Origin of the sequence: Corynebacterium sp., from assembly GCF_030535495.1 — a bacterium.
Classification (GTDB): domain Bacteria; phylum Actinomycetota; class Actinomycetes; order Mycobacteriales; family Mycobacteriaceae; genus Corynebacterium.
The window spans coordinates 1-14,878 of the sequence record NZ_JAUNRW010000002.1 but is presented as its reverse complement, the minus strand read 5'-3'; the positions used below and the strand labels follow the sequence as shown (position 1 = coordinate 14,878).

The window sequence follows — 14,878 nt, the reverse complement described above, 5'->3', positions numbered from 1 at the left end:
GGGTCTCTACTCGTGAGCGCAGTGGAAACTGCAGTCGGAACTTAGTCCAGGTAACCGGACTCGCGATCCTTGGCGCGGTTAACCTCGTTGAGGTTGTCGAGCATCGCGGCCTCTTCGCGGTGGTTCTCGTGGGCGGTGTGAGCGGCAGCGTCGGTGAAACGCTGGTCGTCAGCCTTGATGAGAGAGCCACGGGAGATGCGGTCAGCGAAGCCGAGCTGGTTCATACGCTTCGGCACGGCAGCACCGGCGTACTCCAGCGGGACCGGGTGGCCGTGTGCGTCGACCGGGCCCAGCGGCTGGTGGATCTCCACGAAGGCACCGTTCGGCATCTGCTTGATGACACCGGTCTCGATGCCGTGCTCCAGCACTGCGCGGTCGGAACGCTGCAGGCCGACACAGATGCGGTGGGTGATGAAGTAGGCGAGCGGCGGCAGGATGATGACGCCGATACGACCGACCCAGGTCATCGCGTTCAGGGAGATCTGGAAGAAGTGGGCGATGTGGTCGTTACCACCGGAGATGGTCACCAGCAGGAAGAAGGTGATGCCCATGGCGCCGATGCCGGTACGGACCGGAACGTCACGCGGACGCTGCAGCAGGTTGTGGTGAGCGTCGTCGCCGGTGGCCTTCTTCTCGATCCACGGGTAGGCGAACAGCAGCACGACCATGAGACCACAGACCAGGGCGACCCAGAAGGCGGACGGGATGGTGTAGTTGCCGAGGTAGAGCTCCCATGCCGGCATGACACGGGCGACACCGTCAGTCCACAGCATGTAGACGTCAGGCTGGGAACCTGCGGAGACCTGCGACGGGTTGTACGGGCCGATGTTCCAGATCGCGTTGATGGTCGTCAGGCCGGACATGAGGGCCAGGACGCCGGCGGTCAGGAGACCGTAGCCGATGGCCTTGGTGGCGAAGACCGGCATGATGCGGACGCCGACGACGTTGTTCTCGGTGCGGCCGGCGCCCGGGAACTGGGTGTGCTTCTGGTACCAGACCAGCGCCAGGTGGGCGGCGATCAGACCGAGGATGATACCCGGCAGGATGAGCACGTGCGCGATGTAGAAACGGTCGAGCATGAGGTCGGACGGAAAGTCTCCACCGAAGATCAGCCAGTGCAGCCAGGTACCGATGATCGGCAGACCCAGGATGATGGCGGACATGATGCGGAGGCCGACGCCGGAGAGCAGGTCGTCCGGCAGGGAGTAGCCCATGAAGCCCTCGGCCATACCCAGGATGATCAGGGTGCAGCCGATGATCCAGTTGGCCTCACGCGGGCGTCGGAAAGCACCGGTGAAGAAGACACGCAGCATGTGCGCGACCATGGCCATCATGAACATCAGGGCGGCCCAGTGGTGCATCTGGCGGACGAAGAGTCCGCCGCGGACCTCGAAGGAGATGTCCAGTGCGGTTGCGTAGGCACGGGACATTTCGACGCCGTTGAGCGGCAGGTAGCCGCCGTCGTAGATCACCTTGGTGATCGACGGGTCGAAGAACAGCGCCAGGTAGACACCGGTCAGCAGCAGGATGATGAAGCTGTAGAGAGCCATCTCACCGAGCATGAAGGACCAGTGGGTCGGGAAGACCTTGTTCAGCTGCGGACGCAGCAGACCGGACGCGGTGTAGCGCGAATCAATGTTGTTGGCTGCTTGAGCCACTTTGTTGCTCATTAGGACTTACGCTCCCAGAATGCAGGGCCAACGGGCTCGATGAAGTTGCCCTTGGCGATGAGGTAACCCTCTTCGTCAACCGTGATCGGCAGCTGCGGCAGAGCACGGGCGGCCGGGCCGAAGACCGGCTTGCCGTACTGCAGTGCGTCGAACTGCGACTGGTGGCACGGGCACAGAATGCGGTTGGTCTGAGCCTCGTACAGAGAGGTCGGGCAGGCGATGTGGGTGCAGATCTTCGAGTACGCGTAGTAGTCGCCGTAGTGGAAGTCCTCCTGGCCCTCGCGCTCGATGGCCTTCTCGGCATCGGAGGAACGCAGGCGGATCAGCATGACGGGGTTACGCGGGCCGTGCACGGAGTGCATCTGCTCGATGTAGACGTCGCGCTCCGGGTTGTAGTCCTCGCCGTCGTTGACGTAGTCCTGCGGCAGCGGGTACACGGTCTCCATGCCGCCGGCATCGAGGTCCTCGGGACGGACGCGCACCAGGCGGGAGACGCCGGTGGTGGTCCAGTGGGTACCGGTGTCACCGGTGTGCTCCTCGGCGATGGCGCCGGTGTCGCGGGCCAGGTACAGCTTGACGCCGTTCTCGTGGAGGGTCCAGCCGGAGGTCCACAGGGTGCCGTCACCCATGATGCCCAGCTCGCCCTTCTTCCACGGGTTCTTGATCATGCCACCCAGCGGAGCGACGACGACCAGACCGAAGAGGATGCCGGCGCCGCCGAGCAGACCCTGCAGCGCCTTGCGGCGACCGAGGGTGGAGGTCTCCCAGGAGTCGTTGAGCAGCGCGGTCAGCGTGCGACGGTCAACCTCGGAGGAGGGGCCGTCGTGGCGACGCTGGACCGAGATCTCCTCGGGGATGATGGTCTTCACGTAGAGGACCACCGCGATACCCAGGGCCAGGATCGAGATGCCGGAGGTCAGGCCGAGAGCCGGGGTGTAGAAGGTGTGCCACAGGTGGCCCTCCTCGCCCAGGTTCTTGAACTCCCACGGCCAGAAGATGTAGACGCCGAGGAAGGCGATCGCGGCGATGATGCCGACGATGAGCCAGATCATGACAGCGCGTGCGGCGCGCTTCTCTGCCGGATCGTTGGCGACCGGGAAGCGCTCCTTGCGGAAGGCGACGGTCACCTCGTCCAGCTCGGTACCCAGACGCGCGAGCTCGTCGTTGCTCATCGCGTTGAGTTCCTGCTTGGTGTAGTTCTTCTTCACTTCGTTGCTCATGAACGCGATCCAATCCACATAGCGGCAAGACCGAGGATGGTGATGCCGATGAACCACATGGCCATGCCCTCAGAGACCGGGCCGAGGCCGCCGAGACCCCAACCACCCGGAGACGGAGTCTCCTTGGTGGCCTTGATGAAGGCGATGATGTCCTTCTTCTCGTCAGCGGAGAGCTGGCGATCGGAGAACTTCGGCATGTTCTGCGGGCCGGTGAGCATGGCCTGGTAGATCTCCTGCTCGTTGGCAGGATCCAGCGGCGGTGCGTACTTACCGGACGACAGTGCGCCGCCACGGCCGGTGAAGCTGTGGCAGGAGGCGCAGTTGAGGCGGAAGAGCTCGCCACCACGGGCGATGTCCTGCGCGTCAATGATGCCGTTGTAGTTCTTGCCGCGGAGGGACTCCATGGCAAGGGTGCCGTCCTCGTTGTACACGAGCTCCGGGCCACCGCCGTTGGCTGCCACGTAGGCGGCCATGGCGAGGGACTGGGCCTCGGTGTAACGCGGAGCCTTACGCTCAGCCTGAGCGTCATTGGACATCATCGGCATACGGCCGGAGTGGACCTGGAAGTACACGGCGCCTTCGCCGATACCGATCAGGGACGGACCGCGGTCCGGCACACCCTGCAGGTTGGCACCGTGGCAGGTGATGCAGGCGACGTCGTAGAGGTCCTTGCCCTCCTGGATGAGTGCCTGGTCGTCCCGCTGTGCGGTGGCGACCTGCGCGTCCGGGGTCAGGGCGGTGGCGAGAACGCCGGCGCCGGTCAGACCCAGGGTAAGCGCGAAGGCACCGACAGCAGTCCGGCGCATCTTGCGGCGGCTGCGGGCCTTCTTGGCCGACGCGGGCGACTGCTCGTCGCCGTTGGCGGCAATGTTCGGATTGGTATCCATCATTTTCCTTTAGAAATATCGGTGTGGAAAGTGAATGGCTGCAGGCCGATTGCTCGGCAGGCTACGGCCTACTGGACAAGGTAGAGAGTGATGAAGACGCCGACCCAAATGACGTCAACGAAGTGCCAGTAGTAGGACACTGCCATGGCGGCGGTGGCCTGTGCCGGCGTGAACTTGGACACGGAGATACGTCGCAGAATGACAATGAAGGCGATAACACCTGCAGTCACGTGTGCGGCGTGGAAGCCCGTGATGATGTAGAAGACCGAGCCGAAGACACTCGACTGAACGGTCACACCGTGAAGGATCAGCTCGTACCACTCGTATGCCAGGAAAGCCAGGAAGGCCACTGCCAGACCGACGGTAATGAGGAACCAACGACGGAGTCCGTAAACGTCACCCCTTTCTGCTGCAAAGACGCCGAACTGCGAGGTAACCGAGGAGGCGACCAGAATGGCCGTGATGATGAAGCCGTACAGCACGTTGAGGTTTGCTGTCTGCTCATTCCAGTCGCCTGCCAGGCCGTTCGCACGCGAGGTGAAATACATCGCGAAGAGTCCGGCGAAGAACATCAATTCCTGAGACAGGAACACAATCGTGCCCACACTGACCATGTTGGGTCGGTTCAGTGCGGGAACACGCTGTGGTGCTGCCATACCTGAGTTTGAAACTGCGCTCGTCACGCTGACTAGTATGACCGCTCTCGCGCACAAAGTCACCTCATCTCCCCCCGCCTGCACGGCGCATTTGGGAATATCACCTGCGGTTTTCTTTGTTGAGATGCCCCCGAAAACTTTCTCTACACCCGCGGGAACTTTTTCCGACGCCATCCGACGCAGTGTTTGTGCAGGTCATCTTCCCCCGTGTGGCCGATCATCCCCCTCGGCACTCGTTGGGCGCTACACTACCCCATTCCCGACGCCCCGTCCGGAGTTCGACACGACAGCCCTGGGAGATGTAAATCACACGGTACATCCGGCTGTTCAGGGGCGTACCAACTTTCGGTTGACCCCCTCCACGCTGGGCTTTCCTCCCCCTGCAGGGCGATTATCCCCACCCGTCCACGTCCGCGCCGTCGCCGGCAGACGTCCCCGGAATCACGACAAGGCACCCACCCGTCACGGGTGAGTGCCTTGTTCGAGATACGTGTGGTGGATCAGACCACCGGGAAGGCTAGTGCTTCTCCTTCGGCAGACCGTACTGCATGCTCAGACCGTAGGAGGCCCAGATCAGCAGGACAGCGCCCATGGCGATGAGCCAGAAGTGCCAGAAGGCGATACCCAGACCGGTGACACCGACAGCGCCGGCCATCCACACCGGGTAGATGGAGTTCGGGGAGAAGAAGCCGAGGATACCGGCCTTGTCCTCCACCTCTGCCTCTTCCCAGTCCTCGGGGAGGATGTCGGAACGGCTGGAGGTGAAGTGCAGGTAGACACCGAGCATGACGGCCAGTGCGGTGGAGAGGACCAGGGCAACAACGCCAACCCACTCGGTGCCGCCGAGGTAACCGTCATCGCCAACGTAGCCCGTGGCGAAGATGTAGATGACAGACATCAGAGCGAGGAACGCGGCGATGCCGTACATCAGTTTAGAACCAGAGTTCATGGTGAAAGTCCTCCGTTAGATGTTGGCGTTGGGGTCGACGTAGTTCTCGCCGTCCCAGGTCTGACGGGACGAGTTGAACGGGAAGGTGGTGGTGGCGTACGGAGCCTCACCAATGAAAGCCAGCGCCTCGGAGTTCGGGGCACCCGGGTTGTCCAGACGGAACTGCAGGTACTCGGTGAACGCCTCCGGGGAGACGGCACGGAGCTCGAAGTTCATCATCGCGTGGTAGGTACCGCACATCTCGGCACAGCGTCCGACGAAGGCACCCTCCTCCTCGATGGCCTCGATCTGGAAGGCACGCTGCTGCTGGTTGGCCTCCGGGTGAGCGTAGGCGTCACGCTTGAAGAGGAACTCCGGGATCCAGAAGGAGTGGGCCACGTCGCCGGAGGCGAGCTGGAACTCGATCGGGGTGTTGGTCGGAAGAACCAGGACCGGGATCTCCTCGGTGGAACCGACGGTCTCGATCTCGTTGAAGTTCAGGTAGGACTGGTCGCCCTTGGACAGGCCGTGGATCGGGTTCGGGTTCTTGACCGTGTCCGGATCGTCGTGGCGGGTCTCGTCGGCGAGCGCCTGGCGCTCGGTGTCGATGCCGTCGTAGTCCGAGCCGGTGGGGCTCAGGTTGGCGCCGACGTTCTGGTAGCCGAACTTCCAGTTCCACTGGAAGGCGGTCACGTCGACGGTGACCTCCGGGTTCTTGTCCAGTGCGGTGACCTTCTGCTGGGTCTGGACCGTGAAGAAGAACAGACCCATGACGATGAAGATCGGCAGGATGGTGAGCACGAGCTCGAGCGGCACGTTGTACTGCAGCTGCTTCGGGAACTCGCCCTTGCCGGCCTTCTCGGCCTTCTTGGCGTTCCAGCTGAAGACGGCCATGAGCATGAGCGACCACATGATGATGCCGATGATCCAGGCAGTGACCCAGACCCAGACCCAGAAGTTGTACATGGCGGTCGCTTCCGGGGTGATACCCGTCGGCCAACCCATGCCGATGATCCTGCCGACGCTCTCCGGGGGAGCGACGTCACAACCGGCGAGGGCGAGGCCGCCGAGGGCCATCACACCGCCGAGACCCGCCTTACGGGCGAAGCCACGCTTCTTACGCTGTTCCACGTGTGTCTGCCTTCCTGTCCACACTAAATCCTTGAACACTGGTTTAAGCATTCCTGATACTGCAGGATAGTTCATTCACGGTGGTTATCCGTGCTGTTTCCATCCCGGTGACGCCATCGGAATACCGCCGGTGCTCCTCGAAGTACCCCGGATGTTACAGCCCATTAGGGGTTACCCGCGAATGATGCCCCGAGCACCTGACAATCGGTGTAACCCATTTCACAATGCCCAGGTCCCGGCATCATCCGAAAGTATCCACCCGTATGCGGACCCTTTTCACCCCCTGCCCCCACCACCCTCCGCGGGGGCGGAAGTTGGGCACGTCACTTAGGTCGCGCCGGTGTCGCCTCCACACGCCCCCGGGCCGTATCGTAGGACCGACTAACCCCGTTATATAGAGGAGAACATTTCCACATGTGCGGTTTTCTAGGCCTGCTCACCGCCCGCGGTGAGGCCGCTGGTTTCGTCGACTCCGTCACCCGGGCGCTGCCGTGCATGCGCCATCGCGGACCCGACGACGCCGGCACCTGGCACGACGACGACGTCGTCTTCGGTTTCAACCGCCTGTCCATCGTCGACCTCGAGCACTCCCATCAGCCACTGGTCTGGGGTCCGCAGGACAACCCCGAGCGCTACGCCCTCATCTTCAACGGCGAGATCTACAACTACATTGAGCTGCGGGAGGAACTGAGCGCCGCCGGCCACCAGTTCCACACGGAAGGCGACTCCGAGACCATCGTGGTCGGATTCCATCACTGGGGCGAGGACGTCGTCGAGCATCTGCGCGGCATGTTCGCCTTCGCGGTGTGGGACACCCAGGAGAAGGTGCTGTTCGTGGCCCGGGACCAGTTCGGTATCAAGCCCCTGTTCTACGCCACCACCGCGGCCGGGACGGTCTTCTCCTCCGAGAAGAAGTCCATCCTGGAGATGGCCCCCGAGCTCGGTCTCGGCCTGGACCTTGACCGGCGCGCCATCGAGCACTACGTCGACCTGCAGTACGTGCCGGAACCGGAGTCCCTGCACACCGAGATCCGCCGCCTGGAGTCCGGATGCACCGCCACCCTGCGCCCCGGGGGCACCGTCGAGGCCAAGCGCTATTTCCGGCCGCGCTTCGAGGTCACCCCGGTCCCGAAGGGCTCCGAGCAGGATCTCTTCGACCGGATCGCCCGGGCGCTGGAGGACAGCGTCGAAAAGCACATGCGTGCCGACGTCACCGTCGGATCCTTCCTGTCCGGCGGCATCGACTCGACCGCCATCGCCACCCTGGCCAAGCGCCACAACCCGAACCTGTTGACCTTCACCACCGGCTTTGAGCGGGAGGGGTACTCCGAGGTCGATGTCGCCGCGGAGTCGGCGGCCGCGATCGGGGTGGAGCACATCGTCAAGGTGGTCTCCCCGGAGGAGTACGCCGACGCGATCCCGAAGATCATGTGGTACCTCGACGACCCGGTCGCCGACCCCTCCCTCGTGCCGCTGTTCTTCGTCGCCCAGGAAGCCCGCAAGCACGTCAAGGTCGTGCTCTCCGGCGAGGGTGCCGATGAGCTCTTCGGCGGGTACACCATCTATAAGGAGCCGCTGTCCCTCGCCGCCTTCGAGAAGGTACCCACTCCCCTGCGCCGCGGGCTCGGCCGCCTCTCCCGCATCCTGCCCGACGGGATGAAGGGCAAGTCCCTCCTGGACCGCGGATCCATGACGATGGAGGAGCGCTACTACGGAAACGCCCGCTCCTTCAATTTCGAGCAGATGCAGCGGGTGCTGCCGTGGGCCAAGGAGGAGTGGGACCACAAGGAGGTCACCGCCCCGATCTACGCCGAATCACGGCACATGGACCCCGTGGCCCGCATGCAGCACCTGGATCTGTTCACCTGGATGCGCGGTGACATCCTGGTCAAGGCCGACAAGATCAACATGGCCAACTCCCTCGAACTGCGCGTCCCCTTCCTGGACAAGGAGGTGTTCAAGGTCGCGCAGACCATTCCGCATGATCTGAAGATCGCCGGGGGCACCACGAAGTACGCCCTGCGCAAGGCGATGGAGCAGATTGTCCCGCCGCATGTCCTGCACCGGAAGAAGCTGGGATTCCCGGTGCCCATGCGTCACTGGCTGGCCGGCGACGAACTCTTCGGCTGGGCCCAGGACACCATCACGCAGTCCCAGACCGACGACATCTTCGACCGCAAGGCGGTGCTGGAGATGCTCAAGGAGCACCGCGACGGCATCTCCGATCATTCCCGTCGCCTGTGGACCGTCCTGGCATTCATGGTCTGGCACGGCATCTTCGTGGAAGAGCGCATCGATCCGCGGATCGAGGAGAAGGACTACCCGGTCGACATCTAGGACCCCGGAAACGCGCGAAGGCGCCCGGTCTCCCCCAGTGGGGAGGCCGGGCGCCTTTTCGGCGGGTGACGAAACCCTAGTTGAAGGAGTCTCCGCAGGCGCAGGCTCCCCCGGCATTGGGGTTGTCGATGGTGAAGCCCTGGGACTCGATGGTGTCGGCGAAGTCGATCTTCGCGCCGGTGAGGTACGGGACGCTCATCTTGTCCACCACGAGGCGCACGCCGCCGATCTCGTCGACCTTGTCGCCGTCGAGGTCGCGGTCATCGAAGTAGAGCTGGTAACGCAGACCGGCGCAGCCACCGGGCTGGACGGCGATACGCAGTGCCAGATCGTCGCGGCCTTCCTGGTCGAGGAGGGCCTTGGCCTTGGTGGCAGCGGCGTCGGTGAGGATGACGCCGGTGCTGGAAGCGGGAGCGGTCATGGGGTTGGTCTCCTTAGCTGTGAGAGCTTTGTTACGCGCCCACCATACTCGTCGACGGGGACGGTGTGCGCTTCACCATTCCCAACCCGGCGTTGCCGACCCGTATTCCCGTTTCCTTCCACCCGCCTTGTAGCCTGGGACACGTGAAACTCCCCTGGCAGAAATCTGATGAATCCTCCCCGGTCGAGCCCGCCTCCACCCCGGAGGAGACCACCGCTCGCGTCGAGAAGCAGGAGCCTGCGCGCCCCAAGGGCTACACCCCGCCGAAGGGACGCCCCACCCCGAAGCGGCGGGAGGTCGAGATCGAGCGCGGCATCGTCCGCGATCCCAGCGCCCCCCGCTCCCAGGCCCAGGCCAGCGCGCAGCGCAAGGAACTGAAGAAGTCCATGTCCAAGGAGGAGTGGAAGGCCTACAAGCAGAAGGAGCGCGAGCAGCAGCGCAAGAGCCAGCGCGAGGTGCAGGCGGCGATGGACTCGGGCGACGAGCGCTACCTGCTGCCCCGTGACCGGGGCGTCGAGCGCCGATTCGTCCGCGACTGGGTGGATTCGCGCCGCTTCATCAACAACTGGGTGCTGCCGGTCGCGCTGAGCCTGCTGGTGATCATGTTCATCGGCACGTTCGCGCCGACGTTCGCCAACATCATGTCGCTGATCGCCATGGTCCTCATGGTCATCTTCTTCATCGAGGGCGTGTGGGCCGGCATGGCCGCCAACAAGGCCGTGCGCGAGAAGTTCCCCGAGACCACCGCCGCCGGCTTCGGCCTGGGCTTCTACACCTACTCCCGCATGACGCAGCCGCGGAAGTGGCGTTCGCCGAAGCCGCGCGTCGCTGTCGGCGATAAGGTGTAGGCATGCTTGCCGACGCCGCCCCGATCACCGCCCCCGACCAGGACGCCGCGCAGGCCGCTCTGACCGCCTCCGCGGAGGCGGGAACGGGGCGCCTGCGCGACCTGGGGTCCTGGATCGCCGCCTGTCAGGGCACCTGTCCCCCGCAGTTGCTGGAGCGCTGTCGGGTGGTGGTGTTCGCCGGCGACCACGGTATCGCCTCCCGGGGTGTCTCCCTGCTGCCGGAGGGACATTCCGTGGATCGCGCGGCGGAGATCTCCTCCGGCGCGGGCACGGTCAACGTGCTGGCCCGGGCGGCGGGGGCCTCGGTCCGGATCGTCGACATCTCCCTCGATCATGAGGCGTGGGGCGACGAGCGGGTCTCACGCTCCACCGGTGTGATCGACACCGAGGATGCCATGGACGCCGAGCAGTTCGCCCGCGCCGTGGAGATCGGCCGTCGGGTGGCCGATCAGGAGATCGATTCCGGCGCTGACCTGCTCATCCCCGGTGACCTCGGGGCGGGGAACACCACCGTTGCTGCGGCTGTTCTCGGCGCCTTCACCGGCACGGAGCCGGTCGCGGTGGTCGGTCCGGGTGCCGGCTACACCGATGAACTGTGGAAGATCAAGGTCGAGGCGATCCGGGACGCGATGTTCCGCTCCCGCGGCCTCAGCGATGAGCCGGAGGAGGTCCTGCGCCGGATCGGCTCCCCCGATCTGGTCGCGCTCACCGCTTTCATCGCCCAGGCCGCGGCACGCCGCACCCCGATGCTTCTCGACGGCGCCCCCGTCGCCGTCGCCGCCTACCTGGCGGAGCGCTTCTCCCCCGGCACGCGGGCCTGGTGCCAGGCCGGACAGCTGACCCCGGAGCCCGCGCATCTCATCGCGCTGCAGGCCCTGGATCTGACCCCCCTGGTCGCCCTGGACATGAACGCCGGCCAGGGCACCGGTGCGCTGGCGGCCCTCCCGCTGGTGCAGGCGGCCGCTGCACTGCTCGCCGACTAAGCGTCGACGAGCGTGTGCACCCAGCCGTGGGTGTCCTCATACTCACCGCGCTGGATGTGGGTGAGTCGCTCGCGCATGGCCATGGTGATGTCACCGGCCTCGTTGCCGTTGATGACGAACTCACCGTCGTTGGACAGCACGCGCCCGACCGGGGTGATCACCGCAGCCGTGCCACACGCCAGGGCCTCGGTCATGGCACCAGAGGCGACGTCGTCGCGCCACTCGTCCTTGGAGATCTTCTTCTCCTCCGTCTCATAGCCCAGGTCGCGGGCGACCTGCAGCAGGGAGTCACGGGTGACACCGGCCAGCAGGGAGCCGGACAGCGCGGGAGTGACGATTGTCGCGTCATTTCCGGAGCCGTAGACGAAGAAGAGGTTCATGCCACCCATCTCCTCGATGTAGGTGTGCTCGATGGCGTCCAGCCACACGACCTGGTCGCAGCCCTTCTCCTCCGCCTGGGCCTGCGCGAGCAGGGAGGCGGCGTAGTTGCCGGCGAACTTCGCGGCACCGGTACCCCCCGGCGCGGCGCGGACGTAATCCTCGCTCAGCCACACCGAGACGGGCTTGACGCCGCCGGTGAAGTAGGCGCCGACGGGCGAGGCGATGACGAAGAAGGTGTACTTGTTGGCCGGGCTGACCCCGAGGGAGACCTCGGTGGAGATCATGAAGGGGCGCAGGTAGAGGCTGGCCTCGCCACCGGCGGCAGGCACCCAGTCACGGTCGACGTCGACAAGCAACCGGATGGCCTCGAGGAAGTCCTCGGTGGGCAGCGGCGGCATGGCCATGCGGGTGGCGGAGCGCTGCATGCGCTCGGCGTTGCGCTCCGGGCGGAAGGTGGCGATGGAGCCGTCGGGCTGCCGGTAGGCCTTGATGCCCTCGAAGATCGCCTGGCCGTAATGGAACACGGTGGTCGCCGGGTCCATGGGGATCGCCTCGTAGGGGCGCACGCGTGCGTCGTGCCACCCCTTCTCCTCTGACCACTCGATGGTGACCATGTGATCGGTGAAGTTCTTGCCGAACCGCGGATTACGCAGAATCTCCTCGCGCGCATCGTCGGACGTCGGGGAGGTCGTGCGGTTCACGGTGAAGTTGAGAGACGTCATGGCGACAACGCTACACCGACACCTGTGTGGTGATCTCTATAAGCTGGATTCATCCCCACGTCATATTCAGGAGGAGTTTTTATGGCCAAGCCCACGTTCACCCTTCCGGCCCGCGGCACCACCCCCGCCGTTGAGCTGGCGAAGAAGGCCCCGAAGAAGACCGACGCAGTGCTCGTCCCGCTGCTGTGCGGCGAGGACGGCCCCGAGCTGCCCGCCACCGCGCTGCTTGACGACGCCGCCTCCCGCCAGGTCCTCACCCACCTCGCCGCCGTCGGCGCGAAGGGCAAGGAAGGCGAGATCACCCGCGTCCCCTTCGAGGACGGCTCACTCATCGCCGTCGGCCTGGGTGATCCGGAGGACCTGGACGATGAGACCGTGCGCCGCGCCGCCGGCTGCGCCGCCCGCTCCCTCAAGGGCCTGGGAACCGTGGCCACCTCTCTCGGGGTGTTCGGCCTGGCTCCGGCCGTGGAGGGCCTCATCCTCGGTGCGTACCACTACCGCGGTATCCGGAGTGAGGAGGAGAAGAACGGCGGTGTGGAGAAGCTCGTGTTCGTCGACGGCGACAAGCAGGAGTTCGAGACTGCCGTCGCCACCGCGGAGGCGGTCGCCTTCGCCCGCGACCTGGTCAACACCCCTGCGTCGCATCTCTACCCGGAGTCCTACGCGGCCGTGCTTGCCGACGCCGCCAAGGACGCCGGCGTCAAGGTCGAGGTTCTCGACGAAAACGACCTGGAGAAGCAGGGCTTCGGCGGCATCCTGGCCGTCGGCCGCGGCTCCGCGCGCCCGCCGCGTCTGGTGCGCCTGACCTGGGCACCGCGCAAGGCGTCGACGGCCGTGGCCATGGTGGGCAAGGGCATCACCTTCGACACCGGCGGCATCTCGCTCAAGCCCGGCGCCAACATGGAGCAGATGATCTCCGACATGGGTGGCTCGGCCGCGGTGGCCGCCACGGTGCTGGCCGCCGCGAAGCTCAACCTCCCGGTCCGCATCACCGCTACCCTGCCGCTGGCCGAGAACATGCCCGACGGCCTGGCCACCCGCCCGGGTGACGTGATCACCCACTACGGCGGCATCACCTCCGAGATCATCAACACCGACGCCGAGGGCCGCATCGTCCTGGCCGACGCCCTGGCGCGCGCCTGCGAGGACAACCCCGACTACCTGCTCGAGGTGGCCACCCTCACGGGCGCACAGATGGTCGCCCTGGGTACCCGCACCACCGGTGTCATGGGATCCGATGACTTCCGTGACCGTGTGGCTGCTGTCGGTCGTGAGGTCGGCGAGCCCGCCTGGGCGATGCCGCTGCTGGAGGAGCACGAGGAGACCATCAAGTCCCCCACCGCCGACCTGCGCAACGTCGACAACACCCGCTGGGGCGGCATGGAGTACGCCGGGCTGTACCTGTCGAAGTTCATCACCGAGGGCATCGAGTGGGCGCACCTCGACATCGCCGGCCCCTCCTTCAACTCCGGCTCCCCGCACGGCTACACCCCGAAGCGCGCGACCGGTGTGCCGGTACGTACGTTCCTGGCGCTGCTGGCGGAGCTCGGCCAGAAGTAGTTCTGCCCCGCGTTCGTGTCGACCCCCCATGCTTGTGTATGGGGGGTCTGCACGTTCTCGAGTGAATTCGAATCAGTCAGGCAGTTCAAGGTCCCGTCTGACCACGTGCCCCGCGTTCGTGTACCTCCCCCATGCTTGTGCATGGAGGATCTGCGCGTTCTCGAGTGAAGGCGAATCAGTCAGGCAGCTCGCCACGCTCGAAGGCTGCGCGGCGACGGCGTTGTTCCTCCCGCTTGCGCAACAGTCGCTCGCGTTCGATCCTCTCGCGCATGCGTTGGGGGTACCCGGTGTCCTCCACATCGAAGATGGGCACGCCGAGCATCTTGTGGATCGCGTCGATACCTTTGGGGCCCCCGATACGGCGCCGGGTGAAGTCCCCGTGTTCATCGACCAGCACCACGGACATCTCATTGACCACTGTTTCAGGCTCAACATAGGCCTCGACAAACGCCTTGCCCTGCACCCACTCGCGGAGGTGGTCGGCGTCCTCCTGGCGGATGGTGTCACCAGGCGCGCGCGGGGGCCGGAGACCCGACCGGGACTTGTTGCGACCGAATAGATTGAACACGCCTTACAATTGTAGGGGCACTGGATACCCAGCCGTAGAAACCCCGGTACGCTGGGGCCTATTAGCTATCTTTCAACAAACGACTTTCGAGGAGTCAGAAACACTATGGCGTTCTCCGTAGAGATGCCCGAACTGGGCGAATCCGTCACCGAAGGCACCATCACCCAGTGGCTGAAGCAGGTCGGCGACACCGTCGAGGTCGACGAGCCGCTGCTCGAGGTCTCCACCGACAAGGTCGACACCGAGATCCCCTCCCCCAAGGCCGGCGTTCTGCTGGAGATCAAGGCCGAGGAAGACGACACGGTGGATGTCGGCTCCGTGATCGCCATCATCGGTGAGGAGGGCGAGGACGCCGACTCCTCCGATGATTCCGACGAGGCTGACGACGACGCTGAGCCCGAGGCTGAGGAGAAGGAGGAGGCTCCGAAGGAGGAGAAGAAGTCCGCTCCGAAGTCCTCCGGTAAGGCCACCGACGTGGAGATGCCGGAGCTCGGCGAGTCCGTCACCGAGGGCACCATCACCCAGTGGCTGAAGTCCGTCGGCGACACCGTCGAGGTCGATGAGCC

At 65.0% G+C, this 14,878-nt stretch carries 14 protein-coding genes; 5 read left to right on the top strand and 9 right to left on the bottom strand.

Annotated elements, in window-relative coordinates:
* Positions 1–41: 41 nt before the first annotated feature.
* The 6 genes from Q4F73_RS00500 to Q4F73_RS00475 form a co-directional block, all read right to left on the bottom strand.
* The gene (locus Q4F73_RS00500; protein WP_303357385.1) at positions 42–1,670 is read right to left on the bottom strand and encodes a cytochrome bc complex cytochrome b subunit; all 1,629 of its coding nucleotides are present in this window, start codon (positions 1,668–1,670) and stop codon (positions 42–44) included.
* A complete protein-coding gene (locus tag Q4F73_RS00495) occupies positions 1,670–2,890 on the bottom strand; it encodes a ubiquinol-cytochrome c reductase iron-sulfur subunit (protein WP_303357384.1) in 1,221 nt (406 codons plus the stop codon). The genes Q4F73_RS00500 and Q4F73_RS00495 overlap by 1 nt, the downstream gene beginning before the upstream one ends.
* Complete coding sequence (locus Q4F73_RS00490; RefSeq protein ID WP_303357383.1) at positions 2,887–3,780, bottom strand: c-type cytochrome; 894 nt, start codon at positions 3,778–3,780, stop codon at positions 2,887–2,889. The genes Q4F73_RS00495 and Q4F73_RS00490 overlap by 4 nt, the downstream gene beginning before the upstream one ends.
* A gap of 65 nt (positions 3,781–3,845) precedes the next feature.
* A complete protein-coding gene (locus tag Q4F73_RS00485; protein WP_303357382.1) occupies positions 3,846–4,460 on the bottom strand; it encodes a heme-copper oxidase subunit III in 615 nt (204 codons plus the stop codon).
* A 490-nt stretch (positions 4,461–4,950) separates the two neighbouring features.
* Positions 4,951–5,382, bottom strand: coding sequence for a cytochrome c oxidase subunit 4 (locus Q4F73_RS00480; protein ID WP_303357381.1), 432 nt, complete (start codon positions 5,380–5,382; stop codon positions 4,951–4,953).
* Positions 5,383–5,397: 15 nt separating this feature from the next.
* On the bottom strand, positions 5,398–6,492 hold the full coding sequence (locus Q4F73_RS00475) for a cytochrome c oxidase subunit II (RefSeq protein ID WP_303357380.1): 1,095 nt from the start codon (positions 6,490–6,492) through the stop codon (positions 5,398–5,400).
* 414 nt (positions 6,493–6,906) lie between these two features.
* Here Q4F73_RS00475 and asnB point away from each other — a divergent pair, with 414 nt between their 5' ends.
* The gene (gene asnB, locus Q4F73_RS00470) at positions 6,907–8,829 is read left to right on the top strand and encodes an asparagine synthase (glutamine-hydrolyzing) (RefSeq protein ID WP_303357379.1); all 1,923 of its coding nucleotides are present in this window, start codon (positions 6,907–6,909) and stop codon (positions 8,827–8,829) included.
* Positions 8,830–8,905: 76 nt separating this feature from the next.
* Here the strand turns inward: asnB and Q4F73_RS00465 are convergent, their stop codons facing one another.
* Positions 8,906–9,250, bottom strand: coding sequence for an iron-sulfur cluster assembly accessory protein (locus Q4F73_RS00465; protein ID WP_303357378.1), 345 nt, complete (start codon positions 9,248–9,250; stop codon positions 8,906–8,908).
* 143 nt (positions 9,251–9,393) lie between these two features.
* On the opposite strand from Q4F73_RS00465, the gene Q4F73_RS00460 reads away from it, so the two are divergent.
* Positions 9,394–10,098 carry a DUF3043 domain-containing protein gene (locus tag Q4F73_RS00460; RefSeq protein ID WP_303357377.1) on the top strand — a complete coding sequence of 235 codons (705 nt, stop codon included), beginning with the start codon at positions 9,394–9,396 and terminating at the stop codon, positions 10,096–10,098.
* 2 nt (positions 10,099–10,100) lie between these two features.
* Positions 10,101–11,081 (top strand): nicotinate-nucleotide--dimethylbenzimidazole phosphoribosyltransferase, encoded by a 981-nt coding sequence (locus Q4F73_RS00455; RefSeq protein ID WP_303357376.1) that lies wholly within the window; start codon positions 10,101–10,103, stop codon positions 11,079–11,081.
* Here Q4F73_RS00455 and Q4F73_RS00450 read toward each other — a convergent pair.
* The gene (locus tag Q4F73_RS00450; RefSeq protein ID WP_303357375.1) at positions 11,078–12,184 is read right to left on the bottom strand and encodes a branched-chain amino acid aminotransferase; all 1,107 of its coding nucleotides are present in this window, start codon (positions 12,182–12,184) and stop codon (positions 11,078–11,080) included. The genes Q4F73_RS00455 and Q4F73_RS00450 overlap by 4 nt on opposite strands.
* 81 nt (positions 12,185–12,265) lie before the next feature.
* Here Q4F73_RS00450 and Q4F73_RS00445 point away from each other — a divergent pair, with 81 nt between their 5' ends.
* The gene (locus Q4F73_RS00445) at positions 12,266–13,744 is read left to right on the top strand and encodes a leucyl aminopeptidase (RefSeq protein ID WP_303357374.1); all 1,479 of its coding nucleotides are present in this window, start codon (positions 12,266–12,268) and stop codon (positions 13,742–13,744) included.
* A gap of 175 nt (positions 13,745–13,919) precedes the next feature.
* On the opposite strand, the gene Q4F73_RS00440 is transcribed toward Q4F73_RS00445, so the two are convergent.
* Positions 13,920–14,312 carry an oxidoreductase gene (locus tag Q4F73_RS00440; RefSeq protein ID WP_303357373.1) on the bottom strand — a complete coding sequence of 131 codons (393 nt, stop codon included), beginning with the start codon at positions 14,310–14,312 and terminating at the stop codon, positions 13,920–13,922.
* Between the two features lie 105 nt (positions 14,313–14,417).
* On the opposite strand from Q4F73_RS00440, the gene Q4F73_RS00435 reads away from it, so the two are divergent.
* Positions 14,418–14,878: biotin/lipoyl-containing protein (locus tag Q4F73_RS00435; RefSeq protein WP_303357372.1), on the top strand; the 461-nt coding region annotated here is incomplete at its 3' end.